Source organism: Erwinia sp. S43 (assembly GCF_016624745.1).
GTDB classification, from domain to species: domain Bacteria; phylum Pseudomonadota; class Gammaproteobacteria; order Enterobacterales; family Enterobacteriaceae; genus Erwinia; species Erwinia coffeiphila.
In genome coordinates, this window is record NZ_JACVTX010000027.1 from 27,122 (window position 1) to 51,842 (window position 24,721).

24 protein-coding genes are annotated in these 24,721 nt (G+C 56.4%); 14 read left to right on the forward strand and 10 right to left on the reverse strand.

Translation table 11 applies throughout. The features are described 5' to 3' along the window. Positions 1 to 116 precede the first annotated feature (116 nt). Genes IBT47_RS22340 through pstB form a run of 3 tightly spaced genes read left to right on the forward strand, consistent with a single transcriptional unit; the run spans position 117 to position 4,768 of the window. Positions 117 to 2,333 (forward strand): ABC transporter permease subunit, encoded by a 2,217-nt coding sequence (locus IBT47_RS22340; protein WP_370569937.1) that lies wholly within the window; start codon positions 117 to 119, stop codon positions 2,331 to 2,333. Next, positions 2,333 to 3,979: a phosphate ABC transporter permease PstA gene (pstA, locus tag IBT47_RS22345; protein WP_200545680.1), complete on the forward strand. Its 1,647-nt coding sequence runs from the start codon at positions 2,333 to 2,335 to the stop codon at positions 3,977 to 3,979. The genes IBT47_RS22340 and pstA overlap by 1 nt, the downstream gene beginning before the upstream one ends. A gap of 12 nt (positions 3,980 to 3,991) precedes the next feature. After that, positions 3,992 to 4,768, forward strand: a complete 777-nt coding sequence (pstB, locus tag IBT47_RS22350; protein ID WP_105593248.1) for a phosphate ABC transporter ATP-binding protein PstB — start codon at positions 3,992 to 3,994, stop codon at positions 4,766 to 4,768. Positions 4,769 to 4,802: 34 nt separating this feature from the next. On the opposite strand, the gene purN is transcribed toward pstB, so the two are convergent. Together purN and purM are read right to left on the reverse strand one after the other, a co-directional pair. Beyond that, positions 4,803 to 5,441: a phosphoribosylglycinamide formyltransferase gene (gene purN / locus IBT47_RS22355; RefSeq protein ID WP_200563121.1), complete on the reverse strand. Its 639-nt coding sequence runs from the start codon at positions 5,439 to 5,441 to the stop codon at positions 4,803 to 4,805. Continuing rightward, positions 5,438 to 6,478, reverse strand: coding sequence for a phosphoribosylformylglycinamidine cyclo-ligase (gene purM / locus IBT47_RS22360; protein WP_200563122.1), 1,041 nt, complete (start codon positions 6,476 to 6,478; stop codon positions 5,438 to 5,440). The genes purN and purM overlap by 4 nt, the downstream gene beginning before the upstream one ends. Positions 6,479 to 6,725: 247 nt before the next feature. Between purM and upp the strand changes: the two genes are divergently transcribed. The 3 genes from upp to hda all read left to right on the forward strand — a co-directional run bounded on the left by upp (position 6,726) and on the right by hda (position 9,707). Next, entirely contained in the window at positions 6,726 to 7,352 is a 627-nt protein-coding gene (gene upp / locus IBT47_RS22365; protein ID WP_105593251.1) for a uracil phosphoribosyltransferase, read from the forward strand. Between the two features lie 61 nt (positions 7,353 to 7,413). Next, positions 7,414 to 8,703, forward strand: a complete 1,290-nt coding sequence (gene uraA, locus IBT47_RS22370; protein ID WP_200545578.1) for a uracil permease — start codon at positions 7,414 to 7,416, stop codon at positions 8,701 to 8,703. Positions 8,704 to 8,999: 296 nt separating this feature from the next. Next, entirely contained in the window at positions 9,000 to 9,707 is a 708-nt protein-coding gene (gene hda / locus IBT47_RS22375) for a DnaA inactivator Hda (RefSeq protein WP_105593357.1), read from the forward strand. Positions 9,708 to 9,809: 102 nt separating this feature from the next. On the opposite strand, the gene arsC is transcribed toward hda, so the two are convergent. Together arsC and IBT47_RS22385 are read right to left on the reverse strand one after the other, a co-directional pair. Beyond that, positions 9,810 to 10,163 carry an arsenate reductase (glutaredoxin) gene (gene arsC / locus IBT47_RS22380; protein ID WP_200563123.1) on the reverse strand — a complete coding sequence of 118 codons (354 nt, stop codon included), beginning with the start codon at positions 10,161 to 10,163 and terminating at the stop codon, positions 9,810 to 9,812. 38 nt (positions 10,164 to 10,201) lie between these two features. Beyond that, on the reverse strand, positions 10,202 to 11,665 hold the full coding sequence (locus IBT47_RS22385; protein WP_200563124.1) for a M48 family metallopeptidase: 1,464 nt from the start codon (positions 11,663 to 11,665) through the stop codon (positions 10,202 to 10,204). Between the two features lie 344 nt (positions 11,666 to 12,009). Between IBT47_RS22385 and IBT47_RS22390 the strand changes: the two genes are divergently transcribed. Together IBT47_RS22390 and IBT47_RS22395 are read left to right on the forward strand one after the other, a co-directional pair. Then, a complete protein-coding gene (locus IBT47_RS22390) occupies positions 12,010 to 13,617 on the forward strand; it encodes a sensor domain-containing diguanylate cyclase (protein ID WP_200545576.1) in 1,608 nt (535 codons plus the stop codon). 82 nt (positions 13,618 to 13,699) lie between these two features. Beyond that, on the forward strand, positions 13,700 to 14,758 hold the full coding sequence (locus IBT47_RS22395) for an AI-2E family transporter (protein ID WP_200563125.1): 1,059 nt from the start codon (positions 13,700 to 13,702) through the stop codon (positions 14,756 to 14,758). A 63-nt stretch (positions 14,759 to 14,821) separates the two neighbouring features. On the opposite strand, the gene bcp is transcribed toward IBT47_RS22395, so the two are convergent. Both bcp and IBT47_RS22405 read right to left on the reverse strand, forming a co-directional pair. Further along, positions 14,822 to 15,289 (reverse strand): thioredoxin-dependent thiol peroxidase, encoded by a 468-nt coding sequence (bcp, locus tag IBT47_RS22400; RefSeq protein WP_105593258.1) that lies wholly within the window; start codon positions 15,287 to 15,289, stop codon positions 14,822 to 14,824. 76 nt (positions 15,290 to 15,365) lie between these two features. Then, positions 15,366 to 15,923, reverse strand: coding sequence for a glycine cleavage system transcriptional repressor (locus IBT47_RS22405; RefSeq protein ID WP_370569938.1), 558 nt, complete (start codon positions 15,921 to 15,923; stop codon positions 15,366 to 15,368). A gap of 137 nt (positions 15,924 to 16,060) precedes the next feature. On the opposite strand from IBT47_RS22405, the gene dapA reads away from it, so the two are divergent. The 6 genes from dapA (at position 16,061) to ypfH (ending at position 22,674) form a co-directional block, all read left to right on the forward strand. Beyond that, positions 16,061 to 16,939, forward strand: coding sequence for a 4-hydroxy-tetrahydrodipicolinate synthase (dapA, locus tag IBT47_RS22410; RefSeq protein WP_200563127.1), 879 nt, complete (start codon positions 16,061 to 16,063; stop codon positions 16,937 to 16,939). Between the two features lie 15 nt (positions 16,940 to 16,954). After that, complete coding sequence (bamC, locus tag IBT47_RS22415; protein WP_200563128.1) at positions 16,955 to 17,983, forward strand: outer membrane protein assembly factor BamC; 1,029 nt, start codon at positions 16,955 to 16,957, stop codon at positions 17,981 to 17,983. Positions 17,984 to 18,172: 189 nt separating this feature from the next. Then, positions 18,173 to 18,886: a phosphoribosylaminoimidazolesuccinocarboxamide synthase gene (purC, locus tag IBT47_RS22420; protein ID WP_200545572.1), complete on the forward strand. Its 714-nt coding sequence runs from the start codon at positions 18,173 to 18,175 to the stop codon at positions 18,884 to 18,886. A gap of 173 nt (positions 18,887 to 19,059) precedes the next feature. Continuing rightward, positions 19,060 to 19,917, forward strand: coding sequence for a neutral zinc metallopeptidase (locus IBT47_RS22425; protein ID WP_200545571.1), 858 nt, complete (start codon positions 19,060 to 19,062; stop codon positions 19,915 to 19,917). A gap of 6 nt (positions 19,918 to 19,923) precedes the next feature. Further along, entirely contained in the window at positions 19,924 to 21,915 is a 1,992-nt protein-coding gene (locus IBT47_RS22430; RefSeq protein ID WP_200563129.1) for a tRNA(Met) cytidine acetyltransferase TmcA, read from the forward strand. A gap of 81 nt (positions 21,916 to 21,996) precedes the next feature. Continuing rightward, positions 21,997 to 22,674 carry an esterase gene (gene ypfH, locus IBT47_RS22435; protein ID WP_200563130.1) on the forward strand — a complete coding sequence of 226 codons (678 nt, stop codon included), beginning with the start codon at positions 21,997 to 21,999 and terminating at the stop codon, positions 22,672 to 22,674. Between the two features lie 33 nt (positions 22,675 to 22,707). Here ypfH and IBT47_RS22440 read toward each other — a convergent pair whose 3' ends face one another. From IBT47_RS22440 to dapE, 4 genes are all read right to left on the reverse strand, one after another. After that, positions 22,708 to 22,962, reverse strand: coding sequence for a BrnA antitoxin family protein (locus IBT47_RS22440; protein WP_200563131.1), 255 nt, complete (start codon positions 22,960 to 22,962; stop codon positions 22,708 to 22,710). After that, positions 22,956 to 23,255 carry a BrnT family toxin gene (locus IBT47_RS22445; protein ID WP_200563132.1) on the reverse strand — a complete coding sequence of 100 codons (300 nt, stop codon included), beginning with the start codon at positions 23,253 to 23,255 and terminating at the stop codon, positions 22,956 to 22,958. Before IBT47_RS22445 ends, IBT47_RS22440 begins: the two co-directional genes overlap by 7 nt. Positions 23,256 to 23,386: 131 nt before the next feature. Beyond that, the gene (locus tag IBT47_RS22450; RefSeq protein WP_105593265.1) at positions 23,387 to 23,575 is read right to left on the reverse strand and encodes a YpfN family protein; all 189 of its coding nucleotides are present in this window, start codon (positions 23,573 to 23,575) and stop codon (positions 23,387 to 23,389) included. A gap of 18 nt (positions 23,576 to 23,593) precedes the next feature. Continuing rightward, positions 23,594 to 24,721 carry a succinyl-diaminopimelate desuccinylase gene (gene dapE / locus IBT47_RS22455; protein WP_200545567.1) on the reverse strand — a complete coding sequence of 376 codons (1,128 nt, stop codon included), beginning with the start codon at positions 24,719 to 24,721 and terminating at the stop codon, positions 23,594 to 23,596.

Below are 24,721 nucleotides of genomic sequence, written 5' to 3' on the forward strand. Positions count from 1 at the left end.
CAGTTTTGTGACAAAGACGGTGAGGAACCCCTACTGCGGCGGGCATATGTCATTGTATCGCACTGTCTAATTGTCTTATTAACCGCATACGGGCAACATAGCGGCTTTACAGCAAAATGGAAAACAGACCAGGCATGATCGATAACCCGATTCCCGTACACGATAACGCCCGCAGCCGACGATTTGCCGATCGTTTGACCCGGCGCGTGGTGACCGCGTGCGGGGTAGCCATCCTTTTAGTGATGCTATTGCTGTTTTTCTGGCTTATTTGGGTGGTTATACCGTTATTTTCCGCGCCGGGATTTCAGAATGCCGGTGAGATAAAACTGGATTCTCACAGTCAGTCGGTAGCGCTGGGGACGGATAAGGTTCAGCGCTGGGGCTGGCGTATTGATCAAGACGGTCGCGGCCAGTTTATTTCTCTGGAAGCGCAAAACGCGACGCTGCCGCAGCCAACGTCGGATCAGCGCTCTCAGCCCCAGTCTGAGCCGACGCTGCAACTTCAGCCCCAGACGCTGCTGGCGGGGCCGGTTCGCGCCGCTTCCAGCGCAGATAACCTGACGACGCTGCTGCTGGATAACAACGGCAATATGCTGCTTGTGCGCCCTGACTTCAGCCTGCCGCAGAAACCACAGTGGAGCTTCCCGCTGGGTGATATTCCTGTTGCCTCTGGTGATGCCGGAGCGGGGCAAATCAGCGTGGCCCAGAGTGCCGAGAATCGCTGGGTTGTTGCGCTGGCCGGGACCGATCGTATTACCCTGTGGCAACTCCAGCCGCAGCAGCCCGCACAAAACACAAATTTAACCGTCAGCAATGTGAATCAGCTGCTGCTCTCACCCGACGGTGGACTGCTGTTTACCCTTTCCGGCTCGCAGCTGCGCGTCTGGACGCTGGGTGAGGGGGCTCCCACGCTGCGTGATGCGGTTACGCTGCCGAGACCGGCAAAATCGCTGGCTTTGCTCAGCGGTGGGAGTTCTCTGCTGGTCGCGGATGATCGGGGGATTTCGCAGTGGTTTGACATCGCCAGTGCCGATGGCCCACATCTGCGGCGGATTCGTGACTTCGACGGTGCCCGCTGGCAGCCACTGCTGTTTGGCGAAGCTCATCGCCGTGTCTTTGCCACCCTCAGCCCCCAGGGTGAGCTGAAGCTGTACGCCAGTAAACAGCAGGGCGCTATCCTGACCCGGCAGTTGTCGGCAGGTATCCAGCGTGCGCAGTTTTCACCGGAAGGTGACGGACTGCTGGTGGAGCGAGAAGGCAACTGGCAGCACTATCGTATGCAGAACCCGTGGCCGGATATCAGCTGGCGCAGCCTGTGGCAAAAGGTCTGGTATGAAAACTATCCTGAACCGGACTATGTCTGGCAGTCGACTTCGGCAAATGACTATTACCAGGGAAAATATAGCCTGGTGCCAATGGTGGTGGGAACGCTGAAAGCGGCGGCGCTGGCGATGCTGTTTGCCACCCCGCTGGCGCTGGCGGCGGCGATGTACACGGCGTGGTTTATGTCACCCCGGCTGCGTCGTTGGGTGAAACCAGCCATCGAAATGATGGGTGCGCTGCCCAGCGTGGTGATTGGACTGATCGCCGGACTGTGGCTGGCCCCAAGGCTGGGTGACAAACTGTCAGGAGTGATGCTACTGCCGCTGATGCTGGCTGCTGTGCTGCTGCTGTGCAGCTGGGGGAGGCAGAAGCTGCCGCCGCGCTGGCGCAGGCGCTGGCTGACCGAAGGGCGCGAAGTGGTGGTTCTTCTGCCGCTGTTACTGCTGACCGGCCTTTTTTGCCTGTGGATTGTACCCATGGTGGAGCAGGCTATCTGGGGACAGGTGTGGGCCGATCGCCTCAGTTCGGGCTATCAGCAACGTAATCTGCTGGTGGCCGGCGTTGCGATGGGCTTTGCGCTGGTGCCGCTGATCTTTACGCTGGCGGAAGATGCAATCTTTAGCGTTCCTGCCTCGCAGGGGCAGGGATCGCTGGCGCTGGGCGCGACGCAGTGGCAAACCCTGACCCGGGTAGTGCTACCCGGGGCATCATCGGGTATTTTTGCCGCGCTGATGATCGGCTTTGGCCGGGCGCTGGGTGAAACGATGATTGTACTCATGGCTACCGGCAATACGCCGGTGACCGACGGCGGCCTGCTACAGGGGCTGCGTTCGCTGGCGGCAAATGTGGCCGTTGAAATGCCCGAAGCGGCGGCGGGCAGTGCGCATTACCGGATACTGTTCCTTTCTGCGCTGGTGCTGCTGGTGTTTACGCTGGTCGTGAATACGATTGCAGAAATAGTCAGACAAAGGCTGCGGCAGCGTTACAGTCAGCAGGAGGTACAGGGATGATGAATGCTGAACGTAACAACCATCGCTGGCGCTGGCTGACCGGCGGTGCCGTCGCCGTCAGCCTGCTGGTCTTTATGCTGCTGATAGCCCTGCTGGGCTGGCAGGGACTGCGCTATTTCTGGCCGCAGCCGGTGGAGCTGTTTACCATCAACACGCCTTCAGGACAGCAGCAGCTGCTGGGTGAAGTCGCCGGACAGCAGCAGGTCTCGCGGCAGCAGCTTGAAGCCAGTGGCCAGCCGCTGCCACCGGATCTTCCGGAGAGTGTCACCCGCTATCTGATTAAAACCGGCAATCGCGATTTCGCCGCACCGGATTTCCGTACCATTCTGTCAGCGGAGATCGTCAACCGCACCACTCCAGGCCCGGTAATTGTGTTACAGCGCCTCAGCGGTGGAAATGCCTACGGCTGGTTTGATGGACTGCAGGAGGGTGGACAGACGCTGATGGCACGCGATCTCAACCAGACGCTGCAACAGCGCCTGGTTCAGGCCCGCCAGCATATTGCCGAAGCGGAAAAACTCCGCCGGGTATCGATGGCACGAGTGAATACCCAGCTGGAAGCGTTGGAAAAGCAGCGCAGTAAGCAGGTCGCCCGCAGGAATTTTGATGCTCAGGCACAGTCGGTGTATGAGGCTGACCGAGCGGAGCTACAGCGGCAGTTTGCGCGCTTCGCATCGCGCCTTTCTGCCCTGCATGTTGAAAGCAACAACACGGTATTGCTACTGCGCGATGCTGCCGGTGTTACCCAGCGTATCCCGCTTGGGCAGATTATTTCCGCCTGGCAGCCGAATACAATGAGTACCTGGCAGAAATGGCAGCACTTCGGCGACCAGCTGTGGCATTTTGTCAGCGACAGCAGCGGTGACGGGCAGCGAGACGGCGGGGTATTTCCGGCGATCTTTGGCACCATACTGATGGTGCTGCTGATGTCCGTGGTGGTCATGCCGCTGGGGGTGATCGCGGCAATCTGGCTGCATGAGTATGCCGGTCGCAATATGCTCACCCGCCTGGTACGTATCGCGGTGGTTAATCTGGCTGGCGTGCCGTCAATCGTTTACGGCGTGTTTGGTCTGGGCTTCTTTGTCTGGCTGATGGGGGGCAGCATCGATCGATTATTCTTCGCCGGTACGCTGCCGAACCCGACCTTTGGTACGCCCGGCTTATTATGGGCCTCACTGACTCTGGCACTGCTGACGCTGCCGGTAGTGATCGTCGCCACCGAGGAAGGGCTGTCGCGTATTCCGCCCGCGCTGCGGCAGGGTTCGCTGGCGTTGGGGGCCACACAGGCCGAAACGCTGTGGCATGTCACGCTGCCGTTGGCGGTTCCGGCGATGCTGACCGGGCTGATCCTCGCCGTGGCGCGTGCCGCAGGCGAAACCGCGCCGTTAATGCTGGTCGGAGTGGTCAAAATGGTGCCTGAACTGCCGATTGATTCGCTGTTCCCCTATCTGCACCTTGACCGTAAGTTTATGCACCTTGGTTTTCAAATTTACGATCTGGCATTCCAGAGCCCCAACGCCGAGGCCGATCGCCCACTGGTGTTCGCCACGGCGCTGTTACTGGTATTGCTGATCCTGGGATTAAATCTGGTGGCGATGATCCTTCGCCATCGTCTGCGCGAGCGCTACCGTGCGCTGATGCACTAATACGGGATGGTTATGGCTGTCATATTTGAAGATGCGGAAACCGCGCTTGAGCTGGATAATCTGAGTTTGTGGTATGGGGCGAAACCGGCACTGAATAACATCAGTCTGCGGATACCGAAAAATCGCATTACCGCGCTGATCGGTCCGTCAGGCTGCGGTAAATCGACCCTGCTGCGCTGCTTTAACCGCATGAACGATCTGATCGACAACTGCCGGGTGGAAGGCGATATTCGTCTGCATCAGCAGTCGATCCTCGGCCCCGATCGCGATCTTTCCCAGCTGCGCCGCCGCGTTGGGATGGTGTTCCAGCGCCCCAACCCTTTCCCCAAGACCATCTATGACAATGTGGTTTACGGCCTGCGCCTGCAGGGCATTCGCGATCGACGGGTGCTGGATGAAACGGTAGAGCGTGCGCTACGCGCTGCGGCGCTGTGGAGCGAGGTGAAGGATAATCTGTGGCAAAATGCGCTGACGCTTTCCAGCGGGCAGCAGCAGCGGCTGGTGATTGCCCGCGCGATTGCTATTGAACCGGAGATCCTGCTGCTGGATGAGCCAACGTCTGCGCTGGACCCGATTTCAACGCTGGTAATTGAAGAGCTGATGAGCACCCTGAAGCAGCACTTTACGCTGGTGCTGGTGACGCACAATATGCAGCAGGCCGCCCGCGTTTCAGACTATACCGCGTTTATGCATCAGGGGAGCGTGGTGGAATTTGGACTGACCGACGATCTGTTCACTGCACCACGGCAGCGTAAGACTGAGGACTACATTACCGGTCGGTTTGGCTAAAAATAAGGGCGGAATATTTTCCGCCCTGTAGCAACTATTCGAACGCGTGCCCTTCGGCAGGCAGCAGCTGGCCATCCAGCCAGGCGCGATCCTCGCGCATTGCCAGCCGGCCTTCAATGAACCAGCTAACCACCAGCGGATAAATCGCGTGTTCCTGATGCTGAACGCGCGCGGTCACATCCGCTTCGGTGTCTTCACTGAATACCGGAACCTTCGCCTGCAAAATCACCGGACCGCCGTCCAGCTCTTCCGTCACGAAATGAACCGAGGTACCGTGCTCATCATCGCCGTTCTCGATAGCCTGGCGATGGGTGTGCAGCCCCGGGTATTTCGGCAGCAGGGAAGGGTGGATATTCAGCATGCGTCCGGCATATCGCTGCACGAACGCCGGGCTGAGAATGCGCATATAGCCGGCCAGTACCACCAGGTCAGGGGCATAATCATCGATTTCCAGCATCAGCTGGCGGTCGAACGCTTCGCGGTCAGCAAACTGTGAGGCGGCCAGCGCATGAGCCGGAACGCCTGCTTCACGCGCGCGCTCCAGGCCATAGGCATCGGCCTTGTTGCTGAATACGGCAGCCACGCTGCCGTTAATCCGCCCCTGCTGACAGGCGTCCAGAATTGCCTGTAAGTTGCTTCCATTCCCGGAAACCAGCACGACTATACGTTTCATGGATTGATGACCACACGCTCTTCAGAATCAGAAGCTTTAATGGTACCAATTTTCCAGGCTTTTTCACCCGCGTCATTCATCAGCTGTACCGCTTTATCCGCTTCTGCCGCGCTCAGGGCAATGACCATGCCCACGCCACAGTTAAAGGTGCGGTACATTTCATGACGGCTGACGTTCCCGGCCTGCTGCATCCAGCCGAATACCGCTGGCCATTCCCAGCTTGACTCTTCCAGTACGGCCTGGGTGTTATCCGGCAGTACGCGCGGGATATTTTCCCAGAAGCCGCCGCCGGTCAGGTGGGCAATGGCGTGCACGTCAACCTGTTCGATCAGGCTGAGGATATTTTTCACGTAGATGCGGGTTGGCGCCAGCAGGTGGTCGGAAAGGGATTTGCCTTCCAGCTGGGTGGTTTCCGGGTCGGTTTTGCTGACTTCCAGAATTTTACGCACCAGCGAGTAGCCGTTAGAGTGCGGGCCGCTGGAACCCAGCGCGATCAGCACGTCACCGTCGGTCACTTTGCTGCCGTCGATAATTTCAGATTTCTCGACCACGCCGACGCAGAAGCCTGCCACGTCGTAATCTTCATCGTGATACATACCTGGCATTTCAGCGGTTTCACCGCCGACCAGCGCACAGCCAGACTGTGAACAGCCTTCTGCGATGCCGGTGATCACGCTTGCTGCGGTATCCACATCCAGTTTACCGGTTGCGTAGTAGTCGAGGAAAAACAGCGGCTCTGCGCCCTGTACCACCAGATCGTTAACGCACATGGCGACCAGATCGATACCGATCGTATCGTGGCGCTTCAGATCCATCGCCAGACGCAGCTTGGTGCCAACGCCGTCAGTGCCGGAAACCAGAACAGGTTCACGGTATTTTTGCGGCAGCGCACAAAGGGCACCGAAACCGCCCAGTCCACCCATCACTTCAGGGCGGCGGGTTTTTTTCACTACGCCTTTGATACGGTCGACTAAAGCATTACCAGCATCGATATCTACGCCGGCGTCTTTATAGCTGAGAGAGGTTTTGTCGGTCACTGCGAAATCCCCACGCGTTTGCGGTTGGTGGTGTGGTGGTAAAAATAAAGCGCCGTAATTCTAACAGTGCAGGCAAACGTTTGCGAGCGCCATCTTATCCCGCATGACGGATAGGTGAATTTTAGCTAATCATGACATCTATCGCGGTGATTAACTAAACTATTGCACTAAGTCATATGGCGCTGCGGATAAATGGCGCTATAATCTCGCGATTTTTTTTGCTGCTTAACACTCCGGGAGTACAACAATGAAGATCGTGGAAGTCAAACACCCGCTGGTCAAACATAAACTGGGTCTGATGCGTGAGAACGACGTAAGCACCAAGCGTTTTCGTGAACTCGCGTCAGAAGTGGGAAGCCTGCTGACCTATGAAGCGACTGCCGATCTGGAAACCGAGACGGTGACCATCGAGGGCTGGAACGGCCCGGTGCAGATCGAACAGATCAAAGGTAAGAAGATTACCGTTGTGCCAATCCTGCGTGCCGGTCTGGGCATGATGGAAGGCGTGCTGGAGCATGTACCCAGCGCGCGTATCAGTGTCGTCGGCGTGTATCGTGATGAAGAGACGCTGGAGCCGGTACCGTATTTCCAGAAGCTGGTTTCTAACATTGAAGAACGTATGGCGCTGGTCGTTGACCCGATGCTGGCCACCGGTGGCTCAATGATCGCCACTATCGATCTGCTGAAAAAAGCCGGCTGTACCAGCATTAAGGTTCTGGTACTGGTTGCAGCACCGGAAGGCATCGCCGCGCTGGAGAAAGCGCACCCGGATGTTGAACTCTATACCGCATCGGTGGACCAGGGGCTGAACGACAAGGGGTATATCATCCCTGGCCTCGGCGACGCTGGCGATAAGATCTTCGGTACTAAATAAATTATCAAGCCGACCGCAGAGTCGGCTTTTTTATGGCAAACATATCAAGGGGTAGTGAAACATGACGCGTCGCGCAATAGGCGTACACGAGCGGCCACCGCTGCTGCAAACCATTCCACTCAGCTTCCAGCACCTGTTCGCGATGTTCGGTGCCACGGTGCTGGTGCCGATTCTGTTCCATATCAACCCGGCCACGGTGCTGCTGTTTAACGGAATCGGTACGCTGCTGTACCTGTTTATCTGTAAAGGCAAAATTCCGGCCTACCTCGGTTCAAGCTTTGCCTTTATATCTCCGGTACTGCTGTTGCTGCCACTGGGATATGAAGTGGCGCTGGGCGGCTTTATTATGTGCGGCGTGCTGTTCTGCCTGGTGGCGCTAATCGTTAAGAAAGCCGGTACCGGCTGGCTGGATGTGATGTTCCCGCCAGCGGCGATGGGCGCGATTGTGGCGGTTATCGGTCTGGAGCTGGCGGGCGTGGCGGCAAATATGGCCGGCCTGCTGCCTGCCGACGGCACCTCTCCCGACAGCAAAACCATCATTATTTCGATGGTGACGCTGGGCGTGACGGTGTTCGGCTCCGTGCTGTTCCGCGGTTTTCTGGCCATTATCCCGATTCTGGTCGGGGTGCTGGTGGGCTACGCGTTATCCTTCTTTATGGGTATCGTTGACTGGACGCCGGTCCGTGAAGCGCACTGGTTTGCGCTGCCAACCTTCTACACTCCGCGTTTCGAGTGGTACGCCATCTTCACCATCCTGCCAGCGGCGCTGGTGGTCATTGCCGAGCACGTTGGGCATCTGGTGGTCACGGCGAATATCGTAAAGAAAGACCTGCTGAAAGATCCTGGCCTGCATCGTTCGATGTTTGCTAACGGCATCTCGACCGTCTTCTCCGGCTTCTTCGGCTCAACGCCGAACACCACCTACGGTGAGAATATCGGCGTGATGGCCATCACCCGCGTCTACAGTACCTGGGTGATCGGCGGCGCGGCAATCTTGGCGATCCTGCTCTCCTGCGTGGGTAAACTGGCGGCGGCAATTCAGGCCGTGCCGGTGCCGGTGATGGGCGGCGTGTCACTGCTGCTGTACGGGGTGATCGGTGCATCAGGTATCCGTGTGCTGATTGAATCGAAAGTCGACTACAACAAAGCGCAGAACCTGATCCTGACTTCGGTGATCCTGATCATCGGCGTCAGCGGCGCAAAAGTGCACATCGGTGCCGCCGAGCTGAAAGGCATGGCGCTGGCGACTATCGTTGGCGTGGGCCTGAGCCTGATCTTCAAAGTCATCAGCCTGATGCGTAAAGAAGAAGAGATTATTGACGTGGCGGATGAGCGTTCCGACGTTAAGTAACGCTGCCGCACAGACTCCGCAGCCCCTTTAACGGATGCCAGCTATCCGCTGCCGTTAAAGGGGCGCTTTTCGTATGACAATTGACAGCCGTTCACTCTGCTCCACAACGATCCCGTTCATCCCGGCATTTGGCGTAACGCCAGCCGCTTTCCGATCGCTGATGCTATTTTTCAACCGTGCCTGAAGGTAGATGTCGGTTTTATTACTGCGGTTGATCCCATCAATGGCTTTACGTTTCATGATCGCGAAGGAGTTGTGTTAGACTTTTCGTGATTTCTGCATGCGTAAACCCTGAGGTGATTCTGAACACGCCGGCACAGCTTTCACTGCCACTTTATCTGCCCGATGACGAGACCTTTGCCAGCTTTTGGCCAGGTGAAAATCCGTCCCTGCTGGCCGCGCTGCAGAGTGCACTTCACCAGGAACACGGTAGTTATTTCTATTTCTGGTCACGCGAGGGGGGAGGGCGAAGCCACCTCCTGCATGCAGCCTGCGCCGAGCTTTCGGCGGCCGGAGAAGCCGTCGGTTACGTTCCGCTGGATAAACGCACCTGGTTTGTCCCTGAAGTCCTCGACGGTATGGAGCAGCTGGCGCTGATCTGCATTGATAACATCGAATGCATTGCCGGAGATGAGCCGTGGGAAATGGCGATTTTTGACCTCTATAACCGTATTCTTGAAACCGGTAAAACCCGCCTGCTGATTACCGGAGATCGTCCCCCTCGCCAGCTCAACCTCAAATTGCCCGATCTGGCGTCACGCCTTGACTGGGGGCAAATTTACAAGCTTCAGCCTTTGTCCGACGAAGATAAGCTCCAGGCGCTACAGCTGCGTGCGCGGCTGCGGGGATTTGAACTGCCGGAAGACGTTTGTCGCTTCCTGCTGAAGCGGCTGGATCGCGAGATGCGAACGCTGTTTCTGACCCTCGATCAGCTCGATCGCGCTTCGATCAGCGCGCAGCGCAAGCTGACCATTCCGTTTGTCAAAGAAGCGCTGGATCTCTGATTTTTTTGGCCGAAGCCCGGCTCGCCCGCCTCATTAATGCGCGTAATGAGGCGGGCGATTGAAGGATCTCCAGCCCCTGAATGCACGTAATGGGGCCGGCGATTACAGAATCTCCAGCACCTGCTCAGGTGGCCTGCCAATCCGGGCCTCGCCGTTAGACACCACGATCGGGCGTTCAATCAGCTTCGGCTGAGCGATCATTGCGGCAATCAGCTGCTCCTCGCTTAGCGCCGGGTTATCCAGCCCTACGGATTTATACTCATCTTCTTTATGGCGCATCAGCTGACGTGCGCTACTGAAGCCCAGCTGCTTAACCAGCGCTTTCAGCGTTGCCGCATCCGGTGGGGTGTCCAGGTAGCGGATCACCTGCGGCTGGATGCCCCGACCCTCTAACAGTGCCAGCGTTTCGCGGCTCTTGGAACAGCGCGGGTTATGGTAAATCTGTACATCACTCATCTTATTTCCTCCGGCCTCTTCATTTCGGGCCCGTTTTATTATCTCTTTTGATACTGACGGAAGCGTTCCTGCAACTGTCTCAGCTGGTCGATGCGCGCATCGTACCGCGCCTGCTTCAGGCTACCGAGCGGCACTTGAGAACTGGCGCTGCTCAGGCTGCGGATCGCCTGATCGAGCTGCCCGGCCAGCGCCAGACCTTCGGCCCGTGCGGCCTGTTCTTCATCCGACAGGCCCTGCGCTGCGGAGGCCTGGGCCAGCAAATCCCAACCGTTGGGGTCGTCCTTATTGGCCCAGGTATAGCGATACAGCACTTTGCTGGCGTTAGCGGGCTGTTTCGCTTCCACATAGGCATTCGCCAGGTTGAGCTGAAGTACCGGATTGCTGCTGCTGGCTTTAATGGCCACCAGACGATTAATGGCCTGCTGCGGCTGGTTCAGACCGATATCGATATCGGTAATAATATCCAGATACCAGACGTTATCCGGCTGTTTCGCCAGCAGCGGGGCAATGATGTTTTTCGCACCGGCATAGTTTTTGGCCTCCAGCATTTGTACCGCTTTACCGTACTGCGCGGCGGCCTGTTCGCGGCTGTTTCCCTTCGACAGAGAATCCAGCAAATCTTCGGTTAGCTGGTTCTGCCCGGTAGAAAACATCCCCAGCGCCCTGACTTTAGCCATATAGAAATCCTGAGACGACTGCACCACCACTGGTTTCATCTGATTAGCACGGTTGCGGGCATCGGACAGTCGGCTGTCGGGAAGGGGGTGAGTTAACAGGATTTCCGGTGGCTTGGAGGAAAAACGCGACTCGTCGGCCAGCTTTTGCAGAAATGCAGGCATTGCTTCCGGATCGAATCCCGCCCGCTGCAATACCTGGATACCAATACGGTCGGCTTCCTGCTCATTTTGCTGAGTAAAGCTGATAATCCCCTGCTGGGTGCCTGCAAGCGTTCCGCTCAGCGCCGCCATCCCCGCCTGCGGACTGGCCATGGCCAGCAGAATCGAACCCAGTGCGCCCACCCAGGTCAGCGGCGCGTTTTTCTGCTGTTCTTCCATCGCTCGGGCGAGGTGGCGCTGGGTAACGTGCGAGATTTCGTGCGCCATCACCGAAGCCAGCTGGCTTTCGTTATCGCTGTAGCGGAACAGGGCGGAATGCAGCACAACGTTGCCGCCAAAGAAGGCAAAGGCGTTAATTTCATCGTTGCGGATCAGGTAGAAATGGAACGGTGTTTTCACCGACCAGGCGTGGGCAACCAGCCGCTGTCCGAGCTGATTGATGTACTGATTCATTAGCGGGTCGTTGATGATTGGCGCGCTGGCACGCAGCTGGCGAACATAAAAATCCCCCATCGCCAGTTCCTGATTGACCGACAGCGTACCACCCGCCGTCGTACCAATATCCGGGAGATTGTCAGACACATCGGCCTGGACTGGCGTAGCACCACCCGCCAACAGGGAGATAACCAGCGAAGTTAGCAGGCTTTTCTTCAATCGGTTGAACATAGGTAAACCCTAACAAGGACGTCCAATTTTTGACCGGCAGGATGCCGAAATGTTCTGCAAAGGGTGAAAACTCCGCACCCATCGACATCTTAACCAGTGGTTGGGGGGAATGAAATGGTAAAACCGAGTGAAGTAGGGGGCAAAGCTCGGAATGACTGGCGGGTCGGCATTTGAGAAGCGCCATCAATAATTAATTCGGACTGTGGACGTTAGAATATTCCCAAAACAGTTGGGAGGTGTACAATCGTAGAGTGCTTTACCAGGGCATATCTCGCACTTTTTAACAAACGCGCATAAAAACTACAAGGCGCTAAAAAAATGAAATTATTCACTATGGTGAATCCATGTTAAGGCAATTACGCCCTAAGACGGATTTGCGCACGCTGATCACGCTGCTGGCCGTGGCAAGTATTGTCATCACGCTGGCGAATTCTCTGTACGCCAGCTGGCGCGTGCAGCGTGATGTGCTGATCGGGAATACGCTGGAGTCTAACCGGGTTTATGCCACCAAGCTGGCGGCAACCTCGGAAGTTTTCTTCCAGCTGGCCCAGTCGCAGCTTTCCTATAGCGCGAAAATGCTGGAAGGAGGGCTGGATAATGAAACGCTGCTGCAAAAAGAAGTCGATCGTCTGCGTGAACAAACCAGCAGCTTTAACTCGGTGGTGATTGTTGATGCCAACGGCTGGGTGAAAGCCATCTCACCGGAGTCGCTGATGTTAAAAGGCATGAAGCTGACCTCTTCCGCTGCCAAACAGGCTCTGACCCAGCGCAAGCCGATGATTAGCGATCCGACGATCTCTGCCGCCAATAACCTGCTGGTGTTTATCTCCTGGCCGGTGTGGTCGAAAACCGGCGGTTATCTTGGCTACGTCGGCGGATCGATTTATCTGAAAAAGAAAAGCATTCTTAATGCCCTGCTGGGGGAACAGTTCTACCGTGATGGCTCCTCGCTTTATGTGGTGGATGCCGGGAATCAGGTGCTCTATCACCAGGATCGTAATCTGATTGGTAAAACTATCCCGCCGATTATTGATGACGAGCAGCGGAAAAAAGAGAGCAATGGTTCGCTTCAACTGGAAGGTGACGGCGGGCAGTCGATGCTGGCGGGCTACGCGATTGTTCCGGCTTCGGGCTGGATGATTGTGGCGATGAAACCGAAAGAAGCGACGCTGGCACCGCTGAACAGCCTGCTACTGCAGGTGCTGAAACACTCCGTGCCTTTTGCGCTGCTGACGCTGATTCTTGCTCTGATACTCGCACAGCGTATTGCACTACCGCTCTGGCAGCTGGCGCGTAAAGCCAGTCAGATGGACACCTCTGAGGCCTCGCGTGAAATTAGCGGCATCCGCTCCTGGTACTATGAAGCTTCGCAGATCAAACGGGCGATGCTGGCCGGTATCGGGCTGATGCAGGACAAGATTGGCAGGCTGAAAAGTGAAGTGCAGACCGATCCGCTGACCGGGCTGCTCAACCGACGCGGTCTGAATGCTGTGCTGGAGTATTTCCTGGCTACCCAGCAGCCTTTTGCCGTGCTGGCGCTGGATATCGACTACTTTAAACGGGTGAACGATACCTTCGGCCATGATGTGGGCGACGATGTAATTGAAAACGTCGCGCGTCAGCTGGAATTCGGCGCGCGGCAGACCGATGTTATCTGTCGCAACGGCGGTGAAGAGTTTCTGATGATCCTGCCTGCGACCGACAGCGAAACGGCACTGGCCATTGCTGAACGTGTGCGCCGGCGTATTGAAATTCAGGTACTGGACAGAGTTGGCAGTATTACTATTTCAATCGGCGTTGCTTTCTGGACGCCAGAAATGAAAACCATGGAACACACGTTTAAACAGGCCGATGAAGCGCTGTATCAGGCCAAAAACGCCGGTCGTAACCGGGTAATGACTCTGCAAAAAGCTGCCGTGCAGCCGGAAGCCGTTCATTCAGCTACGTTCTGATCTTGACTCCCGCCCCGCTCCGCAGCGAGGGCGGTGAGTTTCAGTTACACTCACCTCATCTTTCCAAGGCAAGGACTCCTTCATGCTGGAACTTTTACTGCAGTGGTATCGCCGTCGTTTTAGCGACCCGCAGGCCATTGCTCTGCTGGCGATCCTGCTGGCAACGTTCTGCATTCTGTTTTTCTTTAATGGCCTTCTGGCCCCGCTGCTGGTGGCAATTGTGCTGGCTTATTTACTGGAATGGCCAACGGTACGGCTTGAAAGACTGGGCTGTTCCCGCAGCTGGGCGACCACCCTGGTGCTGATTGTCTTTGCCGCGCTGTTGCTGATTTTACTGCTGGTAGTGGTGCCGGTCGCCTGGCAGCAGGGGATCAATTTGACCCACGAACTGCCCAGCATGCTGACCCGCCTCTACCAGTTTGCTACCCGCCTGCCGGAGCGGTTTCCTACGCTGATGGATGTCGGCATCGTGGATATCGTCGTGGAAAACCTGCGTACCCGGCTGAGCGGTCTGGGCGATCAGGTAGTGAAATATTCGCTGGCCTCGCTGGTCGGGCTGATGACGCTGGCTATCTATCTGGTGCTGGTACCGCTGATGGTCTTCTTCCTGTTGAAAGATAAAGAGCAGTTGCTGAATGCAGTTCGCCGGGTGCTTCCGCGCAATCGCGGTCTGGCCGGGCAGGTGTGGATTGAGATGAACCAGCAGGTTTCCAACTATATACGCGGAAAAGTGTTGGAAATGGTTGTTGTCGGCATTGCCAGCTGGATAGGATTTTTGGCGATCGGCATGAACTATGCGCTGCTGCTGGCGGTGCTGGTTGGCGTTTCGGTACTGATTCCGTATATCGGTGCCATGGTGGTAACTATTCCGGTCATTGGTGTCGGTCTGGGGCAGTGGGGACTGACCGGCGATTTCTGGACTATGATGATTATCTATCTGATTATCCAGGGATTGGACGGCAATATTCTGGTGCCGGTGCTATTTTCGGAAGCGGTCAATCTTCATCCGCTGGTGATTATTTTGTCAGTGGTGATTTTCGGCGGGCTGTGGGGTTTTTGGGGCGTGTTCTTCGCCATTCCGCTGGCGACGCTGATCAAAGCGGTGGTCCATGCCTGGCCGGACGAGCTGTATAAAGAGTAATGATAGAGCGGGCCGCGTTATGCTGGCCCGCCCGTTTAATCAGGTACAATCTGCCGCTGCGAATCAGGCCGCTTTCAGATAATCCATCACGATGTCGTGGTGATTGCTGGTTTTAAAGTCGTCAAACACCTTCTCAACCTTGCCGTCAACGCCAATCAGGAAGCTGATGCGATGAATGCCGTCATAGGTTTTACCCATAAAGGTTTTCTCGCCCCAGATACCAAACTGTTCGCATACCGCGTGGTCTTCATCTGACAGCAGGGTGAAATTAAGCATCTCTTTTTCAACAAAGCGGGAGAGCTTCTCCGGTTTATCCGTGCTAATACCCAAAACTTCAACACCGGCTTTTTTCAGCTCATCCATGCTGTCACGCAGCCCGCACGCCTGTACGGTACAGCCCGGCGTCATCGCTTTCGGGTAGAAATAAACCAGAACGCGCTGCCCCTGGAAGTCGGCCAAATTTACTTGCTCGCCATCCTGATCGGGCAAGCTAAATTTCGGTGCAATATCACCGGCTTTCAGTGGATTCATCACTACACTCCGTTTTTTATCATTTATGCTGTGGGCTAATTAGAACAGTTTCTTTCCGCAGTGGTGGACGGACCATTCAGGAACCGTGGTGCGAAACCGCCTTAATAGTGCCCTGAGCATGAAGTTCTGTACATAGGCGGTTAAACGCCTGCTCGATATGTGACGCATCCTGGCTGGCAGGACTGTGTGCCGTCATTTGAATATAAAGCAAAGGCGGCTGATTATCCTGGGCTGGCTGGGTTCTTGAGGCCAGCTCCGCAATATTCATCTGATGCGAATCAAACAGATCGGTAAAGCGCTCAATAATGTGCGGTGAATCGGCAACCTCTACCTGCACCCAAACTGTGGCTGGCATCGGCGGCCGCACGCTGGCGCCGGTGCGTTTCATCACAATCAACAGCTCCAACTCTGCGCCTTTCAGCGGCAGCGTGGATTCAATCAGCGTAATCGCATTCCAGCTACCGGAGAGCAGCATAATAAAGGTGAACTCTTCGCCGAGCATCGCCAGCCGACTGTCTTCAATGTTGCACCCGCAGCTGCTGACGTGGCGCGTAATGGTATTGACGATTCCGGGGCGGTCAACGCCAAGTGCGGTGATAACCAGGTGGTGCTCGGGTGACTGCGGCAAAATCATGCTTCCTGTCTAAATGCTAATAACCATAAGGTAAACATAAAAAAAACTGCTGACAAGGGCCTGAGCCGCCTTGTCCGCTTGCTTTTAATGCTCGGTCAAACGTACCATGAAGCACTTGTTTGTCGAGGGGATCGCCAATGTTTACGGGAAGTCTTGTAGCACTCGTTACGCCAATGGATGACAAAGGTAATGTCTGCCGTGCGAGTCTGAAAAAACTGATTGATTATCATGTTGCCAGCGGTACATCGGCAATTGTTTCTGTAGGGACCACCGGTGAGTCTGCCACCCTTAGCCATGATGAGCATGGTGATGTGGTGCTGTTGACGCTGGAGCTGGCCGATGGCCGTATCCCAATCATCGCCGGGACCGGCGCAAACGCCACTTCGGAAGGCGTCTCTCTGACTAAACGTTTTGAAAAATCCGGTGTTGTCGGCTGCCTGACCGTGACGCCGTATTACAACCGTCCTACGCAGGAAGGGCTGTATCAGCACTTCAAAACCATCGCGGAAAGTACCGAGCTGCCGCAGATGCTGTACAACGTGCCGTCGCGCACGGGAAGCGATCTGCTGCCGGAAACCGTTGGTCGCCTGGCGAAAATTAAAAATATTATCGGAATCAAAGAGGCTACCGGGAACTTATCACGGGTAAGTCAGATCCAAGAGCTGGTTGATGAAGATTTCGTGCTGGTTAGCGGCGATGACGCGACGGCACTGGACTTCATGCATCTGGGTGGACACGGGATTATTTCCGTAACGGCGAATATCGCCGCGCGCGAAATGGCAGAGCTTTGTGCTCTGGCGCAGCAGGGTAACTTTGCTGAAGCGCGCCGCCTTAACCAGCGCCTGATGCAGCTGCATCAGAAGCTGTTTGTTGAACCCAATCCTATTCCGGTCAAATGGGCCGCGAAAAAGTTAGGATTAATAGCAACCGACACGCTGCGTCTGCCAATGACGCCGCTGACCGATGCCGGTCGTCCGGTTGTAGAGCAGGCTCTTAAAAACGCCGGCCTGCTGTAAATCTAGGGAGAATTGATGGCTTACTCAGTACAAAAGTCCACGGTAGCGAAAGTGGTGGGACTGTCGTTAGTGATGCTGCTGGCAGCATGTTCTAACGATCAGCGTTACAAGCGTCAGGTTAGCGGTGACGAATCCTACCTGCAGGCAGCCGATCTCAGCGATCTGCACGCTCCTGCTGGCATGATCCTGCCGCTGCAAAACGGTGAATTTGATATCCCGAACGTCAGCGATAAAGGGCAGGTGGGTAAGCAACTTGATATTCGTCCACCGGCGCAAACGCTGGCGCTGATGAACGGTACGCGCACTCAGTTTGCCGGTAATACTGGTACGCTGCTGGTGGATTCACGCACCGGTTCAATCTGGCCGCAGGTCGTCAGTGCCGTTCAGTCCTACAACTATCCGATTGTTGACCGTCAGGACGGCAATCAGACGTTGACCACCGACTGGGTACAGTGGAACCGTGCTGATGAAGACAATCAGTATCGTGGCCGTTACCAGCTGAGCGTGCAGCAGCAGGGCTATCAGCAGGTGCTGAACGTGAAGCTGCTGGAGCTTGAGCAGGAAGGCAAAAGCGTGACTGCGCCGATCCAGCTTCAGCGCTACACCGCGCAGATGCTGAACGACATCAGTACCAAACTGGATAAGATTGAAACCACCCGTGAAGATGCCGCGGCAAACCGCAGCGTGACTCAGATCGACGTGCAGAGCGGTGCCGATGATACCGGCCTGCCGAATCTGATCGTACGTGCGCCGTTCAACGCCGTTTGGCAGCGCCTGCCGGCAACGCTGAATCGTGTAGGCATGGAAGTGACCGACAGCAACCGTTCGCAGGGTAGCCTGAACGTCACCTACAAAGCGCCGGGCAGCAGCACCTGGGATGCGCTGGGAGCGAAAGATCCTGAGCTGACCAACGGTAACTACAAACTCCAGATCGGTGATTTGGATAACCGTAGTAGCCTGCAGTTCCTCGATCCGAAAGGACATCCGCTAACGCAGTCGCAAAACGACGCGCTGGTCGCCGTTTTCCAGGCGGCATTTAAGTAAATCCGAAGGCCGGGAATCTCTCCCGGCCTTTTTATTTACCGCTGCGTAAACGATTGCTTCGGTTTTTTACGCGCAGAACATATAATTCGCCCGGCAGAAAATTTTTAGCGGGTCGCCGAAGGCGGCCCGGACAGTAACCGTTCTCTACCCCGTCGATTTTTCAGGGGATACACGTTGGAGTTAAACAAGATGCAAAAGAAAGCTGAGTTGTATCGCGGCAAAGCGAAAACCGTTTACAGCACCGAAAACCCGGATCTGTTGGTACTCGAATTCCGTAACGATACGTCAGCGCTGGACGGTGAGCGTATCGAACAGTTTGATCGTAAAGGAATGATTAACAACAAGTTCAATTATTTCATTATGACCAAGCTGCAGGAAGCCGGAATCCCAACCCAGATGGAAGCCCTGCTGTCGGATAACGAAGCGCTGGTGAAAAAGCTGGATATGGTGCCGGTTGAATGCGTGGTGCGTAACCGTGCTGCCGGTTCACTGGTGAAGCGTCTGGGCGTTGAAGAGGGTCTGATCCTCAATCCGCCATTGTTTGACCTGTTCCTGAAGAACGATGCCAAACACGATCCGATGATCAACGAATCCTACTGCGAAACCTTCGGCTGGGTCAGCAAAGAAAACCTGGCGAAAATGCGCGACCTGACCTACAAAGCTAACGACGTGCTGAGCAAGCTGTTTGCCGACGCGGGCCTGATCCTCGTTGACTTCAAGCTGGAGTTTGGTCTGTTTAACGGTGAAGTGGTGCTGGGTGATGAATTCTCCCCGGACGGCGCGCGCCTGTGGGATAAAGACACCCTGAACAAGATGGACAAAGACCGCTATCGTCAGAGCCTGGGTGGCCTGATTGAAGCGTACGAAGAAGTGGCGACTCGTCTGGGCGTGAAGCTCGACTGATTCCTGCCAGGGGGCGCTTCAGCCCCTGAAAAAGCACGCTTTCTTTAAAGGCCAGGTTATCCTGGCCTTTTGTATGGTCCCTGCCTGAAGTTCACTTTTCTGGTTTTCCGCCTGCCGCACGACTAAAATCGACATATTCAATGTGTTGACCCTTTACAGATAAGAGGCCGCCTATGCGCTGGCAGGGACGTCGCGAGAGCGACAATGTGGAAGATCGCCGTAACCAGTCGGGTTCGGCAGGCGGCGGGGGCATTCGGCTGCCGCGCGGCAAGGCGGGCATTATCCTGCTGGTGGTGGTTGTCGGAGCGGGCTTCTTTGGCTACGACCTGACGCCGCTGATAACCGGTGACGGCAGCTCATTAACGCAGTCATCCAGCCAGCAGCGAGTGGGCGCTAACGATGATGAAGCCGCAAAGTTCAGCCGCACGATTTTTGCGCTGACCGAAGATACCTGGCAGCAGCTGTTTAAGCAGATGGGTGAAACCTGGCGCCCGCCTACGCTGGTGATGTATCGCGGACAGACGTCGACCTCCTGCGGGCGTGGGCAGTCGGCGATGGGGCCGTTTTACTGTCCTGCCGACAGCAAAGTGTATATCGACCTCTCCTTCTACGACGAGATGAAAACCAAACTGCACGCCGGTGGTGAATTCGCTCAGGGCTATGTCATTGCTCATGAAGTAGGTCATCACGTGCAGCATTTACTCGGCATCGACAGCAAAGTACGCCAGATGCAGCAGGGGGCCAGTCAGAAAACCGTCAATCAACTGTCGGTAAAAATGGAACTGCAGGCGGACTGTTTCGCCGGCGTCTGGGGCCACTATATGCAGCAGCAAAATATACTGGAAACCGGTGACCTCGAATCGGCCCTGAATGCTGCTGAAGCGATTGGCGACGATCGTTTACAGCAGCAAAGTCAGGGGCGCGTAGTGCCGGACAGTTTCACTCACGGGACTTCTAAGCAGCGCTATAGCTGGTTTAAAAAGGGCTTCGACAGCGGCGATCCCGGCCAGTGCAACACCTTTGCAGGCTGATCGAAGATGACGGAAATGGAAGCCACCGCACAGCTGCTGCGGCAGGGCTGGCGTCGCTTACTGGTCATTAGCGGTGAAGGGCAGTGGGCGGAACAGCAGGCGGCTCGCTGGATAAATCAACTCCCCGGCGACTGGCTGTGGGTGGGCGAAACGCCGCGTAGTGAACTGAACTGCCTGCCGGGCGCGATGCGTACACTGCTGGGGCGGGAATTTCAGCACGCGGTATTTGATGCTCGCTCAGGTTTTCATGCCGAAGCGCTGGCGGCGCTGGCCGGAACCCTGAAAGCGGGAAGCTGGCTGCTGCTGCTGGTTCCCGAGTGGCAGCGCTGGCCGCAGCAGGCGGATACTGACGCACAGCGCTGGAGTGAGAGTGATGCTCCCCTTGCCAGCACGCGCTTTGTACAGCGGCTACAGCAGCTCCTGCTGGCCGACGATCGCGTTGCCGTCTGGCGTCAGTATCAGCCATTGAACCTTCCGCCGCTGGTCAATACTCCCGCATGGCACAGCGACAGCCAGCAACAGCAGCAGATCATCAGCGCCTTATTGCAAAGCGAACCGGGCGTCTCGGTGCTGACGGCACCGCGCGGACGAGGCAAATCCGCGCTGGCGGGGATGCTGGCAGCTCGCTGGCCGGGGCGCTGTCTGGTGACCGCGCCTGCGAAGGTTTCGACGGCGGTGCTGGCCGATTTTGCCGGAGATAATTATGCCTTTATCGCCCCGGATCGCCTGCTGGCCGAGGCAGGGCTGCATCATGCCGACTGGTTGCTGATAGATGAAGCCGCTGCGATCCCCGCACCGCTGCTACGGCAGTTGGTTTTGCTATACCCCCGCGTGCTGCTCACCACCACCGTTCAGGGTTACGAAGGAACCGGGCGCGGTTTCCTGCTGAAGTTCTGCGCCTCGCTGCCGCAGGTGAAATACTATCAGCTGGATATGCCGCTGCGCTGGGCGAAAAACGATCCGCTGGAAGAACTCATTGGCGAAGCGCTGCTGTTTGACGACGCTGAGTCACCGGTGAGGCAGGGGGATATCGTTTATCAGGCGCTGGAGCAGGACGACTGGACGCGTCAGCCCGATCGTATGGCCGCCGTCTATCAGCTGCTGACCAGCGCCCACTATCGTACCTCGCCGTTGGATTTGCGACGGATGATGGACGCGCCGGGCATGCATTTTACCGCCGCGCTTCAGGGCGAAGCCGTGCAGGGTGCGCTTTGGGCTGTTGATGAAGGCGGGCTATCCGCCGAACTGGCCTGGGCGGTGTGGGCCGGATACCGCCGCCCGCGCGGCAATCTGGTGGCGCAGTCGCTGGCGGCGCATGCCGGACTGCCCGAAGCGGCACAGTTACGATCGCGGCGCATCAGCCGTATTGCGGTAAGCGCGCCGCGGCGTGGACAGGGCTGTGGCCAGCGGCTGATTGCGATCTGCCGTGAGCAAAGCGAGGGACTGGATTTCCTTTCGGTCAGCTTTGGTTTCACCACCGATCTGTGGCGATTCTGGCAGCGCTGCGGCTTCCAACTGGTGCGCTTTGGCACTCAGCGGGAAGCCAGCAGTGGTTGCTATGCGGCGATGGCGATCCTGCCGCTCAGCGATGCCGGCCGGGCATTATTGGCGCGTGCCGTACTCCGGCTTGAGCGCGAGGGTTACTGGTTAAGCCATCTGCTGGAAGATAACACGCTGCCGCTAAACCTGCAGCCGGGTGATGGTCAGCTGAATAAGGACGACTGGTGTGAGCTGGCGGGTTTCGCCTGGGCTCACCGACCGTTTGAAGCCAGTCTTGCCGCGCTGGGGCGGCTGGCGCAGCTGATGCCGGAAAGTGCGCCGCTGCTCTGTGCCGCGCTGCTACAGCGACAATCTGCGACGGAAATATGCCGCCAGTATCGTCTTGCCGGGCGTAAGGCGCTGCTACTGGCGTGGCGTGCCGAAGCTCAGCGGGCGCTGGCGATCATTGATGCTGAACGGGCGCTGATCTGGCAGCAGCGGGTTATCTTGTTGCAATAAATCCAACATCTCTGTCAAAAATCTGCCGTTTTCTCCGTCGGTAAGAGGCGTATGATCGCTTTATCGAATAAGGAGAGCACCATGAAATATGACCACGTTGTTGTACATAGCCCGTCGCTTCCGGCCACTCAGCTGTTTTTACTGTTTCACGCAGCCGGGGATAAACCGGTGGCGATGGCACAGATCGGTACTGAGTTTGCCAAAGCCTTCCCGCGGGCGCAGGTGGTCAGTATTGGCGCGCCCGAGCCGGATAGCCACTGGTATCCCGCGTCAGGCAGCGAAGATGAGCAGGCCCGCGTAGCCGCCGTGCTGCCCGGCTTTATCGACGCCGTGCGCCAACATCAGCAGCAGAACGGCGTGCGTGCCGAGGCCACCGCACTGATTGGTTTCGCCCAGGGCAGCACGATGATCCTCGAGGCCGTTGCTCAGCGCCCGGATCTGGCCGGTCGGGTTGTGGCCTTCAGCGGTCGCTATGCGGCTTTACCGCAGAAAGCGAGTACGCGGACCACCATCCACCTGATCCACGGTGATAACGACGTTACCGTTCCGCTGACGCATGCGGTTGATGCGCAGGAGCGATTAACGGCAATTGGCGGTGACGTCACGCTGGATATCGTTGACGATTTAACGCATGCCGTAGATGACCGGGCGATGCAGATGGCGCTTGAGCGGCTGCAGTTTACCGTGCCGCGCCGCTACTTTGATGAAGCGCTTGGCGGCGGGCGGCCGGGTGATGATGATGTGATCGCGCTGATGTAATATTTTCAGTCAGGCCTGATGGCCTGGCTGGATTTATTTAGTTTCGCTTATCATGGCTTCACGAAGAATTTTGTTAATACGTGTCTGGTAACCGGGGCCCTGGCTTTCAAGCCAGTGAATCACATCGGCATCAATGCGTACTGTTTTCTGCACTTTACGAGGGCGGTAAAATCTACCGCGTTCCGCTGTAGCCCACTCATTATCCGAGAGAACGGGAGCATCCTGGCAGTTAATATCCTCATCCTTGACCTGCAGTAATCGATCAATTTGATGCTGTTTGGTTACCATTGCTCGTACCTCTTAATCTCTTTTGACACAGCTTTGCGGGCGGAGATGATTCGAATGCGATTATCACGGTCGGTGCTGACAACCAACAGCAGCGTACAGCCTCTGACCCTTCCAAGATGCTGCCACCTTTCTTCTTCGTAGTTCTCCGTGTAATCCCTGACTGAAAGGATATCGCGGTCGTCAAAAACTTCGCAGGCCATTTCAAAACTGACGCTATGTTTATGCAAATTCTGTCTGGCTTTCTCGAGATCCCACTCATAGGGGTACCCATTGTGCATGTGTAAAATGGACATCCTTGCTCCATGTAACAACATTCCTGTAACTACATAATAGGTCGAATTATGAGCGCGTCAATAGCGGCTCTGGAAGCAATTCCAGAGCCGTTTCGTGAGTGATGCAGATAAATTAGTGAGTGAAAGGCAGGTTACTTCTTCTTCGGCCAGTCGTCTTCATCATCCCATTTGTGATTGAAGTCGCGATGCGGTGGCAGTTCTGGCTTATTTTCCAGGAACTTTTTATGGTCGATACGCTTCAAGTCCTTATAGACGTTCATCAGAATGCCAACCATCAGCAGGATCACCAGGATCCACCAGTACTCTTTAAAAAATTCCATATCCTCACCTCAGAACGCTTACGCGATCAGCTGTTCCATAATGCGCTGGTACATACGGCTCAACAGCTGGAGATCGGCGGCCTTCACGCACTCGTTGATTTTGTGAATGCTGGCGTTCACCGGTCCCAGCTCCACCACCTGAGCACCCATGCGGGCAATAAAGCGCCCGTCGGACGTACCGCCGGTTGTTTCAAGCTGTGGCCTGATTTCATTATAGTGCTCAACCGCGTTAACCACCGCATCAACCAGCTTGCCGCGTGAAGTGAGGAACGGCTGACCGGAAAGTTTCCACTCAATGCTGTAGCGCAGCTGGTGGCGATCGAGCAGTTCCTGTACTCGCTGTTTGATTAGCTCATCGGTCAGTTCGGTGCTGAAGCGGAAGTTGAACTGCACGAAAAAGTCACCTGGGATGACGTTGTTGCTGCCGGTTCCCGCCTGCACGTTGGCAATCTGCATACTGGTAGGGGGGAAGAACTCATTGCCGCGATCCCACTCTGTGGCGACCAGCTCGTTCAACGCAGGCATCGCACGGTGCACCGGGTTATCGGCGAGGTGCGGATAGGCAACATGGCCCTGCACGCCGTGGATAGTCAGGTTCGCGGTAATCGACCCGCGACGGCCGTTTTTCACCACGTCACCCACGACTTCGGTGCTGGAAGGTTCGCCGACCAGGCAGTAGTCCAGGCGCTCGTTGCGCGCCATCAGCGCCTCAACCACCTTAACGGTGCCGTTGGCGGCGCTGGCTTCTTCATCGGAAGTGATCAGGAAGGCCAGGCGACCTTTATGTCGCGGATGTGCGGCAACAAATCGCTCCGCGGCAACCACCATCGCCGCCAGCGAACCTTTCATATCCGCGGCACCACGGCCAAACAGCATGCCGTCGCGAATAGTGGGTTCGAACGGAGGATTGATCCAGCGGTTGGCATCGCCGGTTGGGACCACATCGGTGTGTCCGGCAAAGGCCAGCGTTTCGCCCTGACCGCGCCACGCCCAGAAATTCAGGGTATCGCCAAAGTTCATTGGCTCAACGGTAAAGCCCAGTGCCTCAAGGCGAGCAATGAGAATAGCCTGGCAACCGGCATCATCCGGGCTGAGGGAAGGGCGACGAATAAGCTGCTGCGTCAACTCAATGACCGGACAATACAT